This window comes from Muriicola marianensis (assembly GCF_014638095.1).
GTDB lineage: Bacteria > Bacteroidota > Bacteroidia > Flavobacteriales > Flavobacteriaceae > Muriicola > Muriicola marianensis.
Genome location: NZ_BMFH01000001.1, coordinates 1,637,237 through 1,657,937, shown reverse-complemented (window position 1 = coordinate 1,657,937; position 20,701 = coordinate 1,637,237). Strand labels below are relative to the sequence as shown.

The following is a 20,701-nucleotide window of genomic DNA, read 5'->3' as shown; positions in this document are numbered from 1 at the left end:
GCCCCAGTTTTTAAGAATGTGTATTTTTAAGAAAAAATTGCATGCGCTCTTCTCTATTTCTGGGATGTTGCCTCCTCCTTCTGACGATAGGGTCCTGCTCAAAGGACAATGCGTCGGTCATGGAAGAAGAAGAGGTTGTCCTTCCCGATTTCAGGCTGATCGGGGAAAACACAGACAATGTATACCGGTTTTCCTATGACCGGATTGCCGGTTCTGGGACGGAGACCAACCTGACCCAAAGCCTGGGGGTGGACCCCCTGTACCTCACTCTTAGACAGGTGGAGGATGTCGTCTCCTTTTACAGCTTTTCTTCCGGGAGTTTTTCCCTGGTACAGGTCAATACTTTTACAGGACAATCGGTGGCCTATCCGGATTTTTATACGGTGACGGACGAACGGTCCATCACCTGGGGTGCCAATTCTGAGGACCTTATTTTCCTGGGGAACTACAGTCCCAAAGGGAGTCGGGATTTTGAGATAAGGACCCTGGACCCTTCCGATGGCAGTTTTACAGACCTGCCCATCGCCCTGAATATACAGCAGGCTTATGCCCCCCTGTATTACCGCCAAAGGCTGATGTTCACTTACCGGGATGAGGCAGGCAGCTACAAGATCGGGATCTTTGATTCGGAGAGCCGGACGCTCTTGTTAACGCTCGACTTTGGCCAGGGGATACCCAATATCCTGATCGATGACGTTGGGAACATTGGTATCCTTGTAGGACTGGGGAATTCCATTTTTACCTACCAGGTATACGATATAGAGATGCTTGACCAACTCTCAGAAATTCCTTTTACATTGGACGTATTCCTTCCCCCCGGGCCTCTGCAGGGCACTGTTTTTGGATCTACCCTCTACTACACCAACAACTTGGCCCAGCCCTCAGAAGTTCCCTTCGGGCCGGCCTACTTTGATTTCGGGACGAATACCAATGTGGAGATCGATATCCTCGGGATCGTTCAACAGGTAGAATCCGACACCGGTTCCAATATAGATCTGACAGCTATTCGCTACTATGACGATGCAGAGGTTTTCCTTGTGGGATATGCCAATGCCGATTTCCAGAATGATCTTAATGGGGGTGTCCTCGTGATCTCCAAAACAGGGCAATTACTAGACCGGATACCCCTCTCTTTTGTGCCTACCTACTTCGTGGAGCCTTGAAAACTGCAATCCGACCGGGGAGTCGGTTTTGAAAGGAAAATTGAGGGCAGGATAACAATCGGAGTCGGTTTAACCCCGAAAAAGTTCGTTCAACATACCACTTTACCTGATTCGGAATTAGAAAAATAAACACTACAGACCGGGTGGTTTGTTTTTATGGGAAAAGGGATTGCTGCTTTTCGGAACGCTCGTGGTTCAACAACCATTTTTTCCGATGTATGCCCCCGGCATAGCCTACCATTTCACCCTTGCTTCCTACCACACGGTGACACGGAATGACGATCCAGATGGGATTCTTTCCGTTGGCAGCAGCCACCGCACGAATGGCTTTCGGATCGCCCAGTTTTTTACTCAGGTCGAGGTAGGAGATCGTCTTCCCGAAAGGGATCTTTAATAAGGCACCCCATACCTTTTTTTGAAATTCGGTCCCCTTGGGATTCAGATCGAATGTAAAATTCTTTAGGTTTCCGTTGAAGTATTCCTGAAGTTGTCTGACAGCCTCGGTTAATTCCTGTGGATTTTCACTTGAAGTTTCCTCTATATCATCCAGAACACAAATAGAAGTGACCCCCTTAGAGTCTCCTTCGATCTTTGCCATTCCGAGAGGGGTTTTTACAAATGCTGTAACCATAGGTTATTGATTTATGAGGTGTTCGTAAAACAATTGATGTAGGGCAACACGGATATTCAATTCGTATAAATTTCGGTGTGTCCTGCTGGGATATACCCGGTTTGACAGGAATATAAATACCAATTGGTATTCAGGATCGGCCCACACGAAAGTGCCTGTAAAACCGCTATGTCCGAAGCTTTCCGGGCTTGAAGACGGAGCGGGGTATGCTTCTGAGAGGGGCTGGTCGGCATTGTCCAAAAGGGGCTTGTCAAACCCCAGTCCCCGTCGGTTGTCATTATCGGGATACTGTACCCGTGTGAATTCTTTTACGGTAGCTTCTTTCAGGTATCTGTGACCATCCAGTTCCCCGAAATTCTGGTACATCTGCATAAATCGAAACAGGTCGCGCGCAGTACCAAAAAGTCCGGCATTACCGGATACCCCTCCAAACAAAGAGGCATTTTCATCGTGTACCCACCCCTGCACCAGCTCTTTTCGATAAAGGGAGTCGAATTCCGTGGGCACTACAGGGTTGGGGAATCCCTTTGCAGATGGCAGGTATCCCAAGGAGGGGATCTCCATGGGAAAAGTGAATTCTTTGGTGTGCAGGTAGGTAAAGGAATGGCCGGTAATCTGTTCTATAAGGGAGGGATAGAGCAAAAAGGCAAGGCCGGAGTACAGGTATTTCTTTTCCTGTTTTACCTCAGACCGGCTGATCTTCCTGAAGACCCGATTTTCAAAGGTGTTCCTGACCCAGAGATCCTCATAGGCCTGTAACCCGAATCTCTTAGTGGCGGAAGATCGGACAAAGCGTTTTTTGAGCGTCCCGTTCTCCATGACTTCATTGAGAAAGACTATATAAGGGGTCAGTCCCGCCTGGTGGCTGAGGATTTGCCTCAGGGTCAGATCTTTTTTGTCCTTTTTCCCTTCCCAGGGTTTCCAGTAGTGGCTAAAAGGGACATCCAGGTCGATTCGCCCCTCTTCCACCAACTTCATGAGCAGGGGAAGGGTTCCCAAAATCTTGGTGACCGAAGCCAGATCGTAGAGGTCGTTTTTCTGTACGGGGACCAGGCTGTCGTACGTATGGTAGCCATAGGTTTTGTGAAAAAGTATCTCTCCTTTATGGGCAACCAGGACCTGGGCTCCAGGGAAAGCTTCATTTAAAATACCAAATGTTATAATGGAATCTGCCTTTCGCGAAAGAGAATTAAAGTCCTTATATTCAGTATTTTGACTATAAGCAGTTTCAAAAATACCGTACAGTATGAAAAGTAATATCACGAATTGCCTCCGGCTCATAAGTGCTGGATTTTCGATCCTTAAGATAGGGAAACCTCAGGCATTATCCCCTTAGCTGAGCAGCCTTACGGCCTCTTTTGCGAAGTAAGAGGCGATGATATTGGCACCTGCCCTTTTGATGGAGATCAATTGCTCCAACATAACCGTGTCGTGGTCTAGCCATCCCCTGTCCGCGGCGGCTTTCAGCATGGCGTATTCCCCGGAGACCTGGTAGACTGCCAGGGGGACGTCTACGACTTCCCTTAAGTCGCGCACGATATCCAGGTAGCACAATCCCGGCTTCACCATAATGATATCGGCCCCTTCGTCAATATCCATTTCGGCCTCTTTGATGGCCTCCAGTCGGTTTCCGGGATCCATCTGATAGGTCTGTTTATCCTCGGGGGCTTCCTTTGAAGCCACAGGCGCCGATTCCAGGGCATCCCGGAAAGGCCCGTAGAAACCACTGGCGTATTTGGCGGCATAGCTCATGATGCCGGTATTGGTGAGTTCTTCATCTTCCAGGGCCTCCCTGATGATCCGGATCCTGCCGTCCATCATATCGCTGGGTGCGACAAAATCAGCTCCCGCCTGGGCGTGGGTAATGCTCATTTGGGCCAGCACCTCATTGGTGGCGTCATTGAGGATCTGCCCCTTAGCCACGATCCCGTCATGCCCATAAGTGGAGTAGGGATCCAGGGCTACGTCGGTCATGACGAGCATATCCGGGCAGGTTTCCTTCACGGTTTTGATGGCCCGTTGCATAAGCCCATGGGGATTGAGGGCTTCTGCCCCCGTATTATCCTTGAGGTTATCGGGGATCTTAACAAAAAGCAGCACCCCGCAAAGTCCCATATCCCATAGTTCCTTCACTTCCTTTTGCAGCAGGTCCAGGCTGAGTCGGTAATAATTGGGCATTGAAGGTATTTCTTCCTTTACCCCGTGGCCTTCCACCACAAACAGCGGGACCAGAAAATCAGCGGGTTGTAGTACGGTCTCCCGGACCATCTTCCGGATGGAGGGATTGGAGCGTAAGATCCGGTTTCTTCTTAATGGATACATGGCAAGATATTTCTTTTTAAAGGTACGGGAATTGCACCAGATTTACAGTGTAATTTCGCCTTTCAAATACGGGACGGCCCTCCCGGAGATCAATACCCGGTCTCCCCTGAGTTGGCACCTCAGGTCTCCGCCTCTTTGGGAAAGTTGTTTTGCAGTAAGATCCGTTTTGCCAAATGTTTTTGCCCAATAGGGGGTCAGGGTGGTGTGGGCCGATCCGGTCACGGGATCTTCCGGGATGCCGCACTTAGGCGCAAAGAATCGGGAGACAAAGTCCACCTTCTCACCCGGGGCTGTTACGATGACTCCCCGGGCATCTACCTTGTCGAGCAGGAAGAAATTAGGTTCTATTTCTCGTATCTCCTGTTCACTGGAGTAGATGAGCATATAATCCGTTTTCCCCTTAAAAATCTTCTGGGGTTCCCTCCCCAGGGCGATATTGATCTCCTTTATGGGGGATACCTCCTCCAATGGGTCGATCGGGAAGTCCAGGGTAAGTTCCCCTGTCCCTTCCTTTCTTACGCGAAGCGATCCGCTTCGGTCCGAATGGAAATGGACGATGTCTGACGGGTGTCCGTACTCGTGGAAAAGCACCCAGGCCGAAGCCAGGGTGGCATGGCCACACAGGTCTACTTCCAGCTCAGGGGTGAACCAGCGGATGTGATAATCCTTATCCCTTTTTACCACAAAGGCTGTTTCCGCCAGGTTGTTCTCCATGGCGATCTGCTGCATGGTCTCCTCCTCCAGCCAGGAGTCCAGCACGCATACAGCCGCCGGGTTTCCCTGAAAAAGTTCAGCAGTAAATGCGTCAATTTGATAGAGAGTGAGTGTTTTCATAACGCTTGAGATTATTTCTTTTCTACCCAGTTCTCTGGGGATTTCAGGACTTCCACCAGCCGGGCTTCCCGACTGCCGGGTTTCGGGTTGTGGTCATATCGCCATTGTACTTTTGGGGGCAAACTCATCAGGATACTCTCAATCCGGCCGTTGGTCCTCAGTCCAAACAAAGTCCCCTTGTCGTGTACCAGGTTAAATTCCACGTACCGGCCCCTGCGGATCTCCTGCCAGTCCCTTTCGGCTTCAGAATAATCCAGGTCTTTCCTTCTTTCCACAATGGGAAGATAGGAAGGCAGGAAGGAATCCCCTACTTCGGTGACAAAATCATACCATTGGTCAAGGGATAGGTCTTCTCCGGGTCGGCAATAGTCGAAGAAGAGTCCGCCTACCCCCCTGGCCTCATCCCTGTGGGCGTTCCAGAAATAAGAATCGCACCGTTCTTTGTACCGGGTATAGAATTCCGGGCGATGGTTGTCACAGGCCTGTTTGCAAACGGCATGGAAATGAACAGCGTCCTCTTCAAAGAGATAATATGGGGTGAGGTCCTGACCTCCACCAAACCACTGGTCGACCACCTTTCCCGATTTGTCGTAGAGCTCAAAATACCGCCAATTGGCGTGTACGGTGGGGACCATAGGATTGACCGGGTGGAGGACCAGGCTCAGGCCACAGGCAAAGAAATCGGATTCACCCACCCCGAAGTAGGCCTGCATGCTTTTGGGCAGTGGGCCGTGCACCTTAGAGATATTGACCCCGCCTTTCTCAAAGACTGCTCCTTCCTGGATCACCCGTGTACGGCCGCCGCCACCTTCCGGACGATCCCAAAGATCTTCCAGGAAGGACGCCCTTCCGTCAATGTTCTCCAGCGAAGAGCAGATCCTGTCCTGGAGGGATTCGATATAAGCATAGAATTTTTCTTTCATGATACCGTGTTTATAAGATGCACAAGTCGGGTTTCCGGAGTTTGTTGTATTTCCTGGAGGGAACTGACCAGCAGGGAGTTCTCTGTCATTTCGAGGAATAAGGAGACACTTCTATCGTTATTCTTCCTTTCCTCATTTCTAAATAGGGTCCTGCCCACTGCATTGTTATGCAGGTCCATGGCATTCGTTAGCGTATTTCCAGGAAGTATCCTCTCATGCATATCTGTGATCAATTCTGTCCATCGTAAGACTTTTTCCTCCTCCTTTACCACAAGGGTACATTCTTTTGCGATCATCCAGTTCCAAAGGGCATGCCTGAAGGCATTGGCCGGAGTATTCCTTCGGTGCTCGTGGGCGAAGTGCTCATCAGCAATGCTGATGGTCTTTTTGGTTGCCCTGTAGGTGGGCCATACCAGCCTGATATGGGTCAGGCAAAGCCACACCAGTCGGAATAACTGCCTCGGCCGTGCCCGCCGGATCACTGCCCAGATCTCATTCACCCTTCGGAATAGGTTTTTACAGCTTCGATAAACGCCCGGGCATTTTCAAGGGGGACGGTAGGCAAAATACCATGACCCAGGTTTACGATATACCGGTCCTTTCCAAACTCGCGGATCATCTTTTTTACCATTTTTTTGATCTCTTCAGGGGGAGAGAACAGGCGGGACGGATCAAAATTCCCCTGGAGGGTGATCTGTCCTCCGCTCAGGTACCGCGCATTCTGAGGGGAGCATGTCCAGTCGACCCCAAGTGCAGAAGCACCTGATTGCGACATGGTTTTCAGGGCAAACCAGCACCCCTTTCCGAAGACGATCACATGGGTCTCGTCCTTGAGGGCATCCACGATCTGCTGGATGTAGGGCCAGGAATATATTTCGTAGTCCTCAGGGGAGAGCATCCCGCCCCAGGAATCAAAAACTTGAACGGCATTGACGCCCGCATTAACCTTGGCTTTCAAATAGGCGATAGTGGTATCTGTTATTTTTTGGAGCAGGGCATGGGCGGTATCGGGTTGGGTAAAACAGAATTCCTTGGCCTTGTCAAAGCTCTTGCTGCCCTGGCCTTGTACACAGTAGCACAGGATGGTCCAGGGAGAGCCCGCAAAGCCCAGCAGGGGCACTTCATCTGCGAGTTTTTCCTTGGTCATTTTAATGGCATCCAATACGTAACCTAGGCTTTGCTCCACATCGGGGACCACCACCCGGTCCAGGTCTTTTTTGGAACGAATGGGATTGGGGAGATAGGGCCCGAAATCCGTTTTCATCTGCACCTCGATCTCCATGGCTTGGGGGATGACCAGGATGTCACTGAACAGGATGGCGGCATCCATCCCGTACCTTCTGATGGGTTGCACAGTGATCTCAGAGGCCAGTTCCGGGGTCTGGCAGCGGGTAAAGAAATCATATTTCTTTTTCAGTTCCATAAACTCCGGGAGATATCTGCCGGCCTGTCTCATCATCCATACCGGGGGTCGTTCAACGGTCTCTCCGCGCAGGGCTTTTAGCAGCAGGTCATTTTTTAATGCCATATTTATGCGTTTGAAAGGGTTGGGAAATTCTCAATTAATTTTTCAATGACGTTATCGGTCGTCGGCTTATCAGCCACCACAACCTTTCGAAAGTGCTTGCGGGCCTCCCGGGCAGTGGTCTCTCCGATACAGAGTGCGGTCTCATCCTTCGGGTCGTTTACCTGAACAAAACTCTGGACCCCACTCGGACTGTAAAAGAGGAGGATCTGAAAATTCTTTTCGATCTTTTTGGGATTGAGGTGTGTTTCATAAACCAACACTTCCCGGAAAGGGATCTGATGTTCTTCCAGTTTGCTTCCCAGTTCGGGTCGGTTCCGGTTGCCCGTAAAGACCAAAAATGGACCTTTTTTATCGTTTTTTACCAGAAAATCACCTAATTCTCGTGAATTTTGAGTCATTTTCGCCACAAACAAGCCTTTTTCTTCCAAAAATGCCTGCGTTTTCTCTCCCACACAATAGCAGGTGATCTTTTTCTGGTTTTCTGCTTCCGGTACCCGGTTTTTCAGATATCCCTTAACCCCGTTCTTGGAGGTAAAGATATACTCATCGAATCCCTCAGGAAGTTCAGCCTTCAATAGTTTGATCAGGATAGCGTCGTAACACTCCATCCCAATGCCGGATTTGGCCAGGAGGGCCAGCTGACTGCTGCTGAGGTTTCGTGTCGACAGAACGGAATTCATTTTTCCAATTGTTGCTTGATCTCCTGCATGAGTTCATCCCCGCCCTGCTCAAGTATCTCCTTAGCCCAGGATTGACCAAAACCTTCCGGATGTGCTGATTCGACTTCTTTCCTGACTCTGAATATCTTTTGCCCGTCCAGAGACAGGAGCACACCTTCAAAATGCAATTTTTCCCCTTTGATCTCGGCCAGGGCCCCAATGGGTGCTGTACAGCCCCCTTCCAGGGTTTTCAGGAATTCCCGCTCAATACCGGTACATATCTCGGTTTGTTCATCGTTCAGGGTGGTGAGGGCCTCACGGCAGAAGGTGTTATCCTCCAGACAAACAACCATCATGGCGCCCTGAGCCGGAGCCGGGACCATCCAATTCAGTGTCGTAAAGTGGTCCGGGAGCAGGTCGATGCGTTCGAGTCCGGCCGCGGCAAAAATAGCCGCATTCCAGGGCTGGGTCCGGAATTTCTGTAGTCGGGTATTCACATTTCCCCTGAGGTCAGTGATCTCGTGGAGGGGATAGCGATGCAGCCACTGGGCTTTTCGCCTGAGGCTTCCCGTGGCCACAACACCTTCTTCATTGAGAAAATCCAGGCCTTTGTGAACCAGGATATCGCGGGGATTGCCCCTTTTTAAGACAGCAGCCTGTACCACCCCTTTGGGCAGGCTCGTGGGTACATCCTTCATGGAATGTACGGCTATGTCGATCTCTTTTTTCAGGAGGGCAACGTCAAGCGTCTTTGTAAAGATGCCGGTGATCCCCAGCTCGTACAAAGGCTGGTCCAGGATGATATCCCCGGTGGCCTTTACCGGAAGGAGCTCGCACTCATACCCTTCCTTTTCCAGTTTGTTCTTTACGGTATGGGCCTGCCAGAGGGCCAGTTCGCTGTCTCGGGTCCCTATCCGGATCACCCTGTTCATGGTTTTTCCACTTCTAACTGGAAGACTTTCTGGATGAGTTCCAGGCTGTCTTCTGCATCCACTTCGCTGTCCTTGAGGTGGTTGGCGAACTGCTTGGTGATCTTTTGGATGATGCGCTCCGAGATAATATCGGCCTGCTCCTGATTGAAACCCGGCAGTTTTTTCGAATGGAAATCGATCTCCTCTTCCTTTAAAGTCTTTAACTTCTTTTTGAGAGCCTTGATCACCGGGGCGAATTTACGGGTCTCCAGCCATTTTGTGAATTCAGCCTTGATCTCATCAATGATCATCTCGGCCTGGGGGATATACTTTTTACGTCTCTCCAGGGTCTTGTCTGTTCTCTGCGAGAGATGGTCGAGGTGTACCAGGGTGACTTCAGGGAGTGCGTTTACATCCTCGTCCACATTCTTTGGTATAGACAGGTCCAGAATGAGGAGGGGTTTTGTGAGGTGGAGGAGGGACTTCGAGATGGTGGGTTTCTGAGCCCCGGTTGCCACGACGAGAATATCAGCCTGACGGATCTCAGCCTGAAGGTCTGAGTAATCCCGGACCAGCAGATCGAATTTACCGCCGACCTTCTCCGCCTTGTCCCGGGTTCGGTTGATCAGGGTGATATGTGTATTCTCCGTATGCTTCAGCAGATTCTCGCAGGTGTTCCTCCCGATCTTTCCTGTGCCGAACAATAGAATGTTTTTCTCGGATATATCCGGGACGGTCTCCAGGATATACTGTACCGAAGCAAAGGCCACGGAGGTGGCTCCCGAGGAGATCTCCGTCTCGTTCTTGATCCGTTTGCTGGCCTGCAGAATAGAATTGATAAGGCGTTCGAGGAAAGGATTAGTCAATCCCTTTTCCTTGGAACGGGCAAACCCTTTTTTGATCTGACTAATGATCTCGAAATCTCCTAGGATCTGACTGTCGAGGCCGGTACCTACGCGAAACAGATGGTCGATGGCCTCGTAGTTTTTATAGACATATCCAACTTCCTGGAACTCCTCGACACTACCAAAGGAATGGTCGCACAGCAGCTTGATAAGCTGAAACGGGTGCTGGGCAAATCCGTGCAATTCTGTCCTGTTGCAGGTAGCGGTGATGAGCAGGCCGTCTATTCCGAGTTCTGCCGCCTCAGTGAGAATCTTATCTTCTCCATTCTCATCCAGACTGAATTTTCCTCTCAGATCTGCATCGGCTTTGAGATAACTCAGCCCTACGGTATAAAACGAATTATGCCTGGAGATGTGGTAATTCTTCATCATAACAAATCAGCCACAAAAATAAGATGTGCCTGAAAGAGAAAATAACGCTAAAGGTACTTTAAGTATCGTTTCAGGTTTTTTTGCATTCCGGGTTTAGGAATATCTCGGAATACCACTATTTTTGCCATGAAACAGGGTGTTTCCAATATCTTAATTTAGAAATATTCTAAATAATAACGCTCTAAAATGCAGATTCATGGATGAAAAAAACATCGCTCAAGGTTCTTTTATAGAAACCTATGTGGAGCCCGGAATTCTGATGCTGAAATTTCAAAATGATATGTCCCGTAAACAGCAGTACAACAGGAAGATAGACCGTACTTATCTGCAACTCCACTTCTGTACCAAAGGGGGTGCAAAGTTTATTTTTAACCAGGGCAATTACGCTCTGGACGTACCTGCAGAACAGTCGCTCCTGCTTTTCAACACTCAGATAGACCTCCCTTTACAATGTGAACTTCAACCAGGCTCCTGGATGATCTCCCTGGTGATGAGCATCAAGAAATTCCATTCTCTTTTTTCCCGTCAGGCAGAACAGATTCCTTTTTTAAGCGAAGAATTCAGGGAAAAAAAATACTATACCCAGGAGGCCATCACCCCGGCCATTGCTGTAGTGCTGAGTCAGCTGATGAATCAAAACATTCATCCCAATATATCCGACCTGTATCTGAAAGGGAAGGTGTATGAACTGATCGCACTATGTTTTAATCGTGTCGATCCCGGGGTAGAGGAACAGTGCCCCTTCCTGGTGGACGAAGAAAACGTAAAGCGAATCCGCAAGGCAAAGGAGATCATCCTCGAGAGGATGGCCGAACCCCCGACACTGCAGGAACTCTCTGAGGAGATCGGGCTGAGCCTGAAAAAACTAAAAGAAGGGTTTAAACAGATCTACGGCGATTCCGTCTACAGCTTCCTCTTTGATTACAAGATGGAAACTGCCCGTAAAATGCTGGAATCCAATCAGTACAATGTAAATGAGGTGGGCCTCAGGGTAGGGTACAGTACTTCCAGCCATTTCATCGCTGCCTTCAAGAAAAAATACGGTACCACCCCTAAAAAATACCTGATGGCCCAGTCTCAGTAGGCTGAACTGAAAAGCCAACATAGGGGAGCTTTTGCATTTTTAAAATTGGTTCAAATTGTAGATATTTAGGGCACGACCTTAGAATAAACAAACTACGAATGAACCTCAACCAGGTAACAGTGCCGTCACTGGACTTGGCGAAGTCTGTCGCCTTCTATGAGAAGCTCGGCCTGAAGCTTATTGTCAAGGCGCTGCCGAATTACGCCCGGTTTGAATGTCCCGAAGGGGATGCTACTTTCTCTATACACCAGGTAGATGCCTTGCCGGAGGGTCAGGGTGTCATGGTCTATTTTGAATGCCGGAATCTGGATGAATACGTAGGGGAATTGGTGGAGAAAGGCATTGAATTCGATGAGATGCCCAACGACAAGAGATGGATATGGCGGGAAGCCCGTTTGACAGACCCTGATCTCAACCAGCTGGTGCTGTATTATGCCGGGAAAAACCGCAAAAATCCGCCCTGGAGGATCGTCTGATTCTGCACTCTACAGTTCAGAATGCAGGTCGGGCCACAATAATTCCCGTATTCTTTTTGATCTTTCTCAGATAATCTACCAGCGGCAGATCGGATATCTCCACTTCTCCTGATGAAGAGGCATGCAAAAGGTGGGTCCTGTTGTCCGGCATCCTGATGGCGAACCCCGTATGGGTGACATCGAGTCCATTGATGGAGGTTGCCAGGGCGATGACATCCCCCGAGGCCAACATGTGCTCATTCTCTTTCAACACTTCAACAGACAGAACACAAAGGGGTACCTCGCTGATCGATTTTTCGATCCTCTGCATTTCTTCATAGTCCCTTTCTTCTGCCAAAGCTGTATACAGATCGCGGTGGCCGGTCATAAAATCAAGAGTTTTCAGGATTTCCTTTCCGCCAAGTTCTGCCGTAACATCCCTGACCAGTCCTTTCTTTTGATTGTCTGTGATCCACTCCGTGAAGTAATGCAATCTGGAAGGGTACCCGTTCAATTTCCCATCGCGATACCGGATTATTTCCAGGGCGTCCAGATAGGCATCGAAAGTAAAAGTACCCTCCCTGCGGATGAGACCGAAGGCGATCACATTCTCAACGAAGGTGGTGCAATCAAGTCCCTGCAGGTCGACTACCAGTGATTCTTCAACATTTCCCTCCAGGGTGCGGGCCACATAGGGGGTACCCAGAAAAGTTCGGCCAATCGAAACGAGTTCCTCCCCGAGGTTGGTATCCGGAATGGCTCGTATCTGCTCCAGTTTTTGCAGGACCGCCTCTTTATTGGCAGGGGTACACCTGATCTGCTGGGCATATGTCCACCCACTGATCAAAACGGTCATAAAAAAAATGATCCAATACTTCATAGTCAGGTACAAAAGTAACTTTAATTTATTTTGCCCAACGCTTATTGAGAGTCTGTTGCAATTGGTCTGATGACACAACCTTCCGACCCGTAATTCTGTCGATTAAGTTGGCATTGGCCGAAAAATTATGCTTAATTGCGAAAATTACCGGAATACTCAAGGAGTACATCTTCGAAATACGAGGAAACAGACTGATGAAGAAAGCTGCCATTTCGATCTTTTCTTTTTTTTACGGGATCTCTGCCTTTGGACAGGCCTTCTTTTCTGATGTCCTTTCTCAAAAGGCCGACCAGGAAGTGAGATATGGGGACGTAGCCACTTTCCACGGTCCGGGAATCTCCTTTGCCGATTACGACAATGACGGATGGGACGATATTTCCATACCCGCCTCTACCACCCGCGATTTTCAATTCCTGAGAAATACGGGAGGTCAGTTCGAGGTTCAGACCCTGCCTATCAGCAGCGGGGGACTGGAAGCCCGGCAGGTGACCTGGGTGGATTTCGACAATGACGGCGACATGGATTTCTTTGCCAACAGCGATGAAGGCCAGTGCTGGTTATACAGGAACGATGGAAACGGCGCCTTTGCGAATATCATTGGAAGTTCAGGGATCGCCCCTGAACCCAGAACCTACTGGGGAAATTCCTGGGGAGATATCGACAACGACGGGGACCTGGATCTCTTCCTGATCGTGAGGGACAACGATTTTGTAGACCATAATCTGCTGTACCGAAATGAGGGTGGAGGGGTGTTTACCGATGTGACTGCGGCTGCCGGTTTGTCCCTGGAAGCCCAGTTCACCCAGAGTGCGGCTTTTTTGGATTATGACCGGGATGGGTATCAGGATCTCTTCCTGGCCAATGACAAGGACGAATTGCCTAATACACTTTACAGGAACCGGGGTGATGGTACCTATATAGATGTGAGCATCGCCTCTGGGATGGACCTGAAGATGGACGGGATGTCGGCCACCGTAGGGGATTACAACCATGACGGATGGCTGGATATTTACGTGACCAATATCTATCCGCCTGTTTTCACAACCAGCGTGCTCGGTAATGCCTTTCTGAGAAACAACGGGGACGGAACATTCAGCAATATCGCCCAATCTAACGGTACCCGTTTCGACGGGTTTGCCTGGGGGGCGGTATTCCTCGACGGGGAGAATGATCGGGACCTCGACCTGTATGTGGTTAGCCATCTGGACGGGTCGGACGGGAAGCCTTCATCAGCCTACTACGAGAACAACGGGGATGGGGTTTATACAGATTCTTCCACCTCGGGATTTGCAGATGATATAAGGGCCAGTTATGGCAATGCCATAGGGGATATACAAAATGACGGCCTTCCCGATATAGCCGTGATCAATATCGGAGATCAACCCATCAACCTTTGGGAAAACCAGTCGGCCACCCAGAACAACTGGCTCAAGATCCAGCTCGAAGGAACCCAGAGTAACCGAATGGGAGTGGGTTCATTTATAAAGGTTGGGATCGGGAGTGAGGTCCAGTACCGATACACCCTTTGTGGTGAAGGGTTTATCAGTCAGAACAGCCAGACACAATTTGTTGGTCTGGGCGATGCCACCTCGGTGGATTATATAGAAGTGACCTGGCTGAGCGGGATCACGGATCGTTTCGAAAATATAGCACCTAACCAAAAGGTAATCCTGGTGGAAGGAACCAACCCCGTAGAGTCGAGCGACGGGAATAACGGGGTGGGCACCAGGGCCGAGGAATTTGCCCATCTTTCTGTGCCGAGACAATGGAATGAAGCCTTGCTGGATGCCATACGAACCGACTTTGCCAGGCCCACGGTACATGCCAGAAACCTGTATCACAGCGCCCTGGCTATGTACGATGCATGGGCCGTTTTTGACGAGACGGCCGAGACAGCTTTTTTAGGTAAGACCGCCCATGGTTTTTCCTGTGAGTTCGATGGGATCGATCCCCCTACCGACCTGGAACAGGCCAGGGCTGAGATCACCAGTTTTGCCATGTACAGGCTTCTAACGTACCGATTCGCAGAATCTCCGGGAGTGACCTTTGCCTTGCAGCGGTTTGATGAACTGATGGAAAGCCTGGGATTTGACCCCTCCTTCGCGAGTACGGACTACAGCAATGGGTCTTATGCCGCGCTTGGGAATTACCTCGGTGCCAAACTGATCGACTTCGGGTACCAGGACGGGTCGAACGAGAAAGACAGTTATGAGAATGAATTCTACCAGCCGGTCAACGAACCCCTTGCCCTGGATGAGTACTCGGACAGCTACGATCTCGCAGACCCCAACAGGTGGCAACCCCTGGCCTTTGAGAGCTTTGTAGACCAGAGTGGGAATACGATCACCGGCAGTGTCCCTGAATTCCTGAGTCCGGAATGGGGGGAGGTATTGCCATTTGCCCTGAAGGAGTCCGATCTGAAGATCCTGAACAATGGTTCATTCAACAGCTATATTTACGAAGATCCGGGTATGCCTCCTCAGATACAGAATTCTGCTCAAGACGGGATAGAGGATCCATACAAGTGGCATTTTGCATTGGTCGCCTCATGGTCATCCCACCTCGATCCGGCCGATGCCACCCTAGTCGACATTTCTCCTGCCAGCCTGGGAAACGTAGACATCAGTGCATTTCCCTCGAGTTTTGATGAATATCAGTCGTTCTACGATTTCATGGACGGGGGAGATCCAGGGGCGGGTCATCCCGTAAACCCGGCTACCGGACTCCCGTATGAACCCCAGCTGGTAAAACGGGCTGATTACGCCAGGGTACTGGCCGAATTCTGGGCAGACGGACCGGACTCTGAAACGCCTCCCGGGCACTGGTTCACGATCCTGAATTACGTGAGTGACCACCCCGAGACCGTTAAGAAGATAGAAGGAAAAGGGGAAGTGGTAGACGAATGGGAATGGGATGTAAAGTGTTACCTGGCACTGGGTGGTGCCATGCACGATGCGGCGATCAATACCTGGGCCATCAAGGGGTATTATGATTATATCAGGCCGATCTCCGCGATCCGTTATATGGCCTCAAAAGGACAGAGTTCAGATCCTTCCCTCCCCGGATTCCATCCCCACGGACTGCCCCTGATCCCGGGCCGGATAGAACTCATACAGAACGGCGACCCTTTGGCAGGGGCCAGTAATGAGAATGTTGGGAAGGTCAAGGTTTACGCCTGGAAAGGCCCCGATGAGATACAAGACCCAACTGCTGACATTGCCGGAGTGGGATGGATTCTGGGTACCCGCTGGTGGCCTTATCAGAGGCCGACATTTGTCACCCCTCCTTTTGCGGGCTACGTCTCCGGACATTCCACTTTTTCCAGGGCTGCCGCTGAGGTAATGACCAGGCTTACCGGCGACGCCTATTTTCCCGGAGGTATGGGAGTTTTTGATGTGGAACAAAACAATTTCCTGGTCTTTGAACAGGGTCCCAGTGAAGGGTTCAGCCTGCAATGGGCCACCTACCGTGACGCTTCAGACCAGACAAGTCTGTCCCGTATCTGGGGGGGCATCCATCCTCCCGTCGATGATATTCCCGGGCGGATCATGGGAGAAAAGATCGGGAACCAGGCCTTTGACCTGGCCGGTGAATACTTCAACGGTCTGGTGAATATTACAACTGAGAATTTCCTTGTCCGGACCCGGGGTGAAAGTTGCCATGGGAGTGATGATGGCTCTATCAGTATTGAGGCTACGGATTACTACGACTATCGTCTGACGGTAAATGGACAGGAATTCAGTTTTAACAGGGAGATCGTCATCCCTAATCTCCCACCCGGGATGTACACTATTTGCCTCAGCGTGGAAAACAACCCTGAATTTGAACGTTGCTACGACCTCAGGATACAGGAGGTACCCGCTATGGAGGTCTCTTCCAAACTGGAACAGGAGGGCCTGGCTTTCAGGGCCAGCTTTGAGGTGACGGAAGGCACACCTCCCTTTACCCTGAAGAAGAACAATGAGGTAGTGGGCACCTTTAATACTTCCCGATTCAATATCCCGGTGACAGACGGTGACTTTCTTGTCCTGTCTTCCGGCCTGCCCTGTGAAGGGGAATTTTCCAGGACCATTTCCATACCCACAGGCCTATTGGCTTATCCCAATCCCACAAGCGGTGAACTCAACATTCCATCTCTGGGGGAGAACAGTAAGGTAGAGGTCTTCAACCTTGCCGGACAGTTGGTCAGAACTGTGGAAGGCAAGCAGACCCTCTCTCTTTCATCCCTGGGAAAGGGAATCTATTTCCTGGTCGTTCAGGATGGGAACATCAGAAAGCCCTTAAAAGTGATCGTCTCGGATTAGGGTAAGTCGGCAATCACCACCTCATTACTCATTTTTATCAAATTCGTTGATAAGGAAAACCCTGGTATGAGGGAGGGAATTCGGGTAGTTCTTTTGAAGGAAGGTGAGTAACTGCTCCCTGACATGTACCCGAAGGTCCCATGCGGTAGGAGAATCCTTGGCACTCATCAATGCCCGGATCTCCACGTGATTGGCTGTAGCATTAGTGACCTGTATGTTCTGTGCTTGGCCATCCCACAGTTCGGTGTTTTCAAGTATCCGCTTCAGTTCATCCCGAAGCGGTTCTATGGGGAGGCGGTAATCCGTGTAAAGGAAGACGGTGCCCAGGATATCGGCGGTCGTCTTTGTCCAGTTCTGGAATGGTTTTTCGATAAAATAAGTGGTAGGTAATACAAGTCGTCTTTTATCCCAGATCGCGACCACCACATAGGTGAGGGTGATCTGTTCTATGCGGCCCCATTCTCCTTCGACCACCACCACATCGTCGATCTTGATCGGCTGGGCTATGGCGATCTGTATTCCGGCCAGGATAGCGCCGATCATCTTCTGTGCCGAAAATCCAATGATGATACCTGCCACCCCGGCGGAGGCAAATATGCTGATCCCGATCTCGCGAATTTCCTCAAAACTCATCAGCGCAATACCCAGTGCCATAATGGTAACTATGAAAATAAAGATCCGCTCCAGTATCGTGAACTGGGTATAGACCTTTCGCGCTTTCAGATTGTCCGCAGAGCTTACATCGTAATTCTCTATCACCAGTTGCTTGACGAGTTTGATAATTTTGATAAGCAACCACGTAAAGGAAAAGATAAATAGCAGTGTGCTCGATTTGCGGAATACGTATCCGAATTCCCCTAATCCCAGTAAATCCCTCAAGGAATTCATCCTTAACAGAAAGGAAAAGAGGATGAGAATTAGGGGAAAGGAGATCTTCTTCATAGTATCCGGTGGGATCACATATTCCGGATCCTTTCCCAACCGTCTTAGCAGGAGAACAGCGGCAAAATAGATCAGCATTAGTAGAAGGAGCCCTCCAAAGACATACATAAGGGAGGTATTCGAGGGAATTTTCAGGATTTCATCTCGCATAGGGTCGAATGGGTAACGTTGGTTCGATATGGAAAATAAGGAAGAATCATCGCAATACCATATTTTATTACCAATCTCTATGATCGTATAAGCAAAGTATTGGAGGTGAACGCTGGTCAGTTAAGGCACAAGTAGTATTTTTGAGGCGCTAAAAAATGTTGTTTTGAAAGGAGTATTATTAGTAAATCTGGGCTCGCCAGACAGCCCTACAGCCAAGGATGTCAAACCCTACCTGGATGAATTCCTGATGGACGAACGCGTCATTGACGTACCCAAGATTTTGAGGAACATCATCGTGAGAGGGATCATCCTGCAAACCCGTCCCAAGAGGTCTGCCAAAGCGTACAAGAAGATTTGGTGGGAGGAAGGGTCTCCCCTGATCGTGATCTCTGAACGATTTGCCGAGAAGGTAAGGGCGCAGACAGATCTCCCCGTTGCCCTGGGAATGCGGTACGGGAGCATGAGTATCAAAAAAGCATTACAGGAATTGGCAGACAAAGGCGTTGATGAGGTCTTGCTGGTTCCCTTATATCCCCATTACGCCATGTCTTCCTATGAGACTGTGGTGGTAAAAGCCCTGGAAGAACAGCAGAAGCATTTCCCGGATATGAAGGTCACCACACTTCCGGCCTTTTACCACAATCCGGAATACATCAAGGTACTTGCGGCGAGCATTGCCGAGGGCCTGGAGGACTTTGATTATGACCACGTACTGTTTTCATACCACGGCATTCCTGAAAGGCATATCCGTAAATCGGATCCCACCCGCTTTCACTGCAAGATAGACGGCAGTTGCTGCAAGGTGAATTCGGTGGCCCACCACACCTGCTACAGGCACCAGTGTTACAAAACCACAGACCTGGTCGTGGAGGCCCTTGGGCTTCCCGTAGAGAAGGTCAGTTCCTCCTTCCAATCCCGTCTGGCGGGCGATCCGTGGCTTAAACCTTATACCGATTACGAGTTTGAACGTCTTGCAAAAGAAGGCAAGAAAAAGCTGGCCGTCGTGACACCGGCTTTTGTCAGTGATTGTCTGGAGACCCTGGAAGAGATCGCCATGGAAGGGAAGGAGCAGTTCGAAGAAGCCGGAGGCGAACATTACATTCACATTCCCTGCCTGAATGAACGGGACGACTGGGTGGCGCTTATGGCGACCTGGATACGCGACTGGCAGACTCAGCACATTCTTCCCGTCTGATGGCCAGGGTATCCGCAGAGGACCTGGGGACAGAACCCATCGGCAGGCTCCTGATCAAACAGGCGGTGCCTGCTTCTATCGGGATCCTGGTGATGTCCCTGAATATCCTGGTGGATACCATTTTTGTGGGAAACTGGATAGGATCCATTGCCATTGCGGCCATCAATGTGGTCTTGCCGGTATCCTTCTTTATCGCGGCACTGGGGATGGCCATTGGGATAGGGGGGAGCAGTATCATTTCGAGGGCACTCGGGGCAAATGATCCTGAAAAAGCGCTCAGGACCTTTGGCAACCAGATCACCCTTACCCTCCTCGTCACCATCACCATGGTGGGCTTTGGCCTCTATTTTGCCAATGACCTGATCCCTGCCTTCGGGGGTAAAGGAGGCATTTTCGAGCCGGCAAAGATCTACTATACCATTGTCCTTTACGGTGTGCCCTTCCTCGCCCTTTGCATGATGGGGAATACCGTGATCAGGGCTGAAGGGAAACCTAAGTTTGCCATGATCGCCATGATCATTCCATCTGTCGGGAACCTGCTGATGGATTACATCTTTATCTATATCTTCGACTGGGGGATGGAAGGGGCAGCCTGGGCGACAACAGGGGGCTACCTACTCTGCTTTGCCTATATTCTGTATTTTTTCCTTTCCAGGAACTCAGAACTGAAGATAAACCTGACTCATTTCGGGCTCCATTTACCGATCCTAAGGGAGATCGGATCCCTTGGATTTGTCACCCTCTCCCGCCAGGCTGTGACCAGCGTCACCTACCTGCTCATGAACAATATCCTTTTCGATCTCGGAGGTGAATCCATGGTTGCGGTTTATGCCATTATAGGACGAATGCTGATGTTTGCACTTTTCCCTGTTTTCGGGGTTACCCAGGGATTCCTGCCCATTGCCGGGTACAATTACGGGGCGAAGAAATACCAGCGGGTCCGGGAATCCATCAATACCGCCATCACCTATGCAGCCGTTGTGGCTACGGTGGTCTTTATCGGGCTGATGGTATTTCCGGCAGAGATCACGGGCCTGTTCCTGAGCCATAGGGCAGATATGTCGGCAGCGGAAATCGCCAGTAATACCTTTGTCCTTGAAAACACCCCTTCGGCCATGCGCTGGGTCTTTGCAGCAACCCCCATAATCGCCATTCAGTTGATCGGGGCAGCCTATTTTCAGGCCGTTGGGAAGGCAGTGCCCGCCCTGCTGCTGACCCTGACCCGCCAGGGGTTCTTCTTTATCCCGTTAATACTGATATTACCACTGTACCTCGGGGAACTAGGGGTTTGGTTGTCTTTTCCTGTCGCCGATACGCTCTCCACCATAGTAACGGGGTACTTTCTCAAACGTGAAGTCAGGTTGGTTCTAAGAAAAGAGGGTAACTGAGCTACTGCTCTGAAATCCCTGGAAGATTCAGGGGGGGGCGTGCAGTACCGTTGAA

18 protein-coding genes are annotated in these 20,701 nt (G+C 50.2%); 6 read left to right on the top strand and 12 right to left on the bottom strand.

Annotated elements, in window-relative coordinates:
* Positions 1-41: 41 nt before the first annotated feature.
* Positions 42-1,163, top strand: a complete 1,122-nt coding sequence (locus IEV19_RS07500; RefSeq protein WP_188370036.1) for a hypothetical protein — start codon at positions 42-44, stop codon at positions 1,161-1,163.
* Positions 1,164-1,317: 154 nt separating this feature from the next.
* Here the strand turns inward: IEV19_RS07500 and IEV19_RS07495 are convergent, their stop codons facing one another.
* The 10 genes from IEV19_RS07495 to hemA are packed head-to-tail and all read right to left on the bottom strand — an operon-like array spanning position 1,318 to position 10,245.
* Positions 1,318-1,794 carry a methylated-DNA--[protein]-cysteine S-methyltransferase gene (locus IEV19_RS07495; protein ID WP_188370035.1) on the bottom strand — a complete coding sequence of 159 codons (477 nt, stop codon included), beginning with the start codon at positions 1,792-1,794 and terminating at the stop codon, positions 1,318-1,320.
* 3 nt (positions 1,795-1,797) lie between these two features.
* Positions 1,798-3,075: a serine hydrolase domain-containing protein gene (locus IEV19_RS07490; RefSeq protein WP_188370034.1), complete on the bottom strand. Its 1,278-nt coding sequence runs from the start codon at positions 3,073-3,075 to the stop codon at positions 1,798-1,800.
* 51 nt (positions 3,076-3,126) lie between these two features.
* Positions 3,127-4,116 carry a porphobilinogen synthase gene (gene hemB, locus IEV19_RS07485; RefSeq protein ID WP_188370033.1) on the bottom strand — a complete coding sequence of 330 codons (990 nt, stop codon included), beginning with the start codon at positions 4,114-4,116 and terminating at the stop codon, positions 3,127-3,129.
* Between the two features lie 42 nt (positions 4,117-4,158).
* Positions 4,159-4,950 (bottom strand): PhzF family phenazine biosynthesis protein, encoded by a 792-nt coding sequence (locus IEV19_RS07480; protein WP_188370032.1) that lies wholly within the window; start codon positions 4,948-4,950, stop codon positions 4,159-4,161.
* Positions 4,951-4,961: 11 nt separating this feature from the next.
* Positions 4,962-5,873, bottom strand: a complete 912-nt coding sequence (gene hemF / locus IEV19_RS07475; RefSeq protein WP_188370031.1) for an oxygen-dependent coproporphyrinogen oxidase — start codon at positions 5,871-5,873, stop codon at positions 4,962-4,964.
* The gene (locus IEV19_RS07470; protein ID WP_188370030.1) at positions 5,870-6,373 is read right to left on the bottom strand and encodes a DUF6973 domain-containing protein; all 504 of its coding nucleotides are present in this window, start codon (positions 6,371-6,373) and stop codon (positions 5,870-5,872) included. Before IEV19_RS07470 ends, hemF begins: the two co-directional genes overlap by 4 nt.
* Positions 6,370-7,401, bottom strand: coding sequence for a uroporphyrinogen decarboxylase (gene hemE / locus IEV19_RS07465; protein WP_188370029.1), 1,032 nt, complete (start codon positions 7,399-7,401; stop codon positions 6,370-6,372). Before hemE ends, IEV19_RS07470 begins: the two co-directional genes overlap by 4 nt.
* Before the next feature lie 2 nt (positions 7,402-7,403).
* On the bottom strand, positions 7,404-8,081 hold the full coding sequence (locus tag IEV19_RS07460; protein WP_188370028.1) for a uroporphyrinogen-III synthase: 678 nt from the start codon (positions 8,079-8,081) through the stop codon (positions 7,404-7,406).
* Entirely contained in the window at positions 8,078-8,992 is a 915-nt protein-coding gene (gene hemC, locus IEV19_RS07455) for a hydroxymethylbilane synthase (protein WP_188370027.1), read from the bottom strand. Before hemC ends, IEV19_RS07460 begins: the two co-directional genes overlap by 4 nt.
* A complete protein-coding gene (gene hemA / locus IEV19_RS07450; protein WP_188370026.1) occupies positions 8,989-10,245 on the bottom strand; it encodes a glutamyl-tRNA reductase in 1,257 nt (418 codons plus the stop codon). Before hemA ends, hemC begins: the two co-directional genes overlap by 4 nt.
* A 199-nt stretch (positions 10,246-10,444) precedes the next feature.
* On the opposite strand from hemA, the gene IEV19_RS07445 reads away from it, so the two are divergent.
* Together IEV19_RS07445 and IEV19_RS07440 are read left to right on the top strand one after the other, a co-directional pair.
* Positions 10,445-11,332, top strand: coding sequence for a helix-turn-helix transcriptional regulator (locus IEV19_RS07445; RefSeq protein WP_188370025.1), 888 nt, complete (start codon positions 10,445-10,447; stop codon positions 11,330-11,332).
* A 98-nt stretch (positions 11,333-11,430) separates the two neighbouring features.
* Entirely contained in the window at positions 11,431-11,808 is a 378-nt protein-coding gene (locus tag IEV19_RS07440) for a VOC family protein (RefSeq protein ID WP_188370024.1), read from the top strand.
* A 16-nt stretch (positions 11,809-11,824) separates the two neighbouring features.
* On the opposite strand, the gene IEV19_RS07435 is transcribed toward IEV19_RS07440, so the two are convergent.
* Complete coding sequence (locus IEV19_RS07435; protein ID WP_188370023.1) at positions 11,825-12,667, bottom strand: N-acetylmuramoyl-L-alanine amidase-like domain-containing protein; 843 nt, start codon at positions 12,665-12,667, stop codon at positions 11,825-11,827.
* 194 nt (positions 12,668-12,861) lie between these two features.
* Between IEV19_RS07435 and IEV19_RS07430 the strand changes: the two genes are divergently transcribed.
* On the top strand, positions 12,862-16,971 hold the full coding sequence (locus IEV19_RS07430; RefSeq protein WP_188370022.1) for an FG-GAP-like repeat-containing protein: 4,110 nt from the start codon (positions 12,862-12,864) through the stop codon (positions 16,969-16,971).
* Between the two features lie 24 nt (positions 16,972-16,995).
* On the opposite strand, the gene IEV19_RS07425 is transcribed toward IEV19_RS07430, so the two are convergent.
* Positions 16,996-18,063: a mechanosensitive ion channel family protein gene (locus IEV19_RS07425; protein WP_188370021.1), complete on the bottom strand. Its 1,068-nt coding sequence runs from the start codon at positions 18,061-18,063 to the stop codon at positions 16,996-16,998.
* Between the two features lie 163 nt (positions 18,064-18,226).
* Between IEV19_RS07425 and hemH the strand changes: the two genes are divergently transcribed.
* Both hemH and IEV19_RS07415 read left to right on the top strand, forming a co-directional pair.
* Positions 18,227-19,258, top strand: coding sequence for a ferrochelatase (hemH, locus tag IEV19_RS07420; protein ID WP_188370020.1), 1,032 nt, complete (start codon positions 18,227-18,229; stop codon positions 19,256-19,258).
* Complete coding sequence (locus IEV19_RS07415; RefSeq protein WP_188370019.1) at positions 19,258-20,646, top strand: MATE family efflux transporter; 1,389 nt, start codon at positions 19,258-19,260, stop codon at positions 20,644-20,646. Before hemH ends, IEV19_RS07415 begins: the two co-directional genes overlap by 1 nt.
* Positions 20,647-20,701: the final 55 nt, after the last annotated feature.